General features: G+C 72.2%; 1 protein-coding gene. It reads right to left on the reverse strand.

The genetic code is table 11. The features are described 5' to 3' along the window. The coding region (locus WFO64_RS22455) for an Ig-like domain-containing protein (protein ID WP_337014413.1) at window positions 1-223 on the reverse strand (223 nt) is incomplete at both ends.

Consider the following 223-nt stretch of genomic DNA (forward strand, 5'->3'; position numbering starts at 1 on the left):
CCGCTGAGGGTCGGCGTGCTGTCGCTGGTGGTTGCGCCGTCGGCGATTGCAGTACCGGCGTCGTCGGTCAGGCCGGGCGCGGTGGCGCGGGTGTCGACGGTGACGTTGACGCTGTCGCTGACCGCGTTGCCGTCGGCGTTGGTGCCGTCGATGACCAGGGCGTGATCGCCGTCGGCCAGCGGGGCATCGGGGGTGAAGGTCCAGCTGCCGTCGGCATCCACGG

The organism is Pantoea sp. AS142, from assembly GCF_037152305.1.
Lineage (GTDB): Bacteria > Pseudomonadota > Gammaproteobacteria > Enterobacterales > Enterobacteriaceae > Pantoea.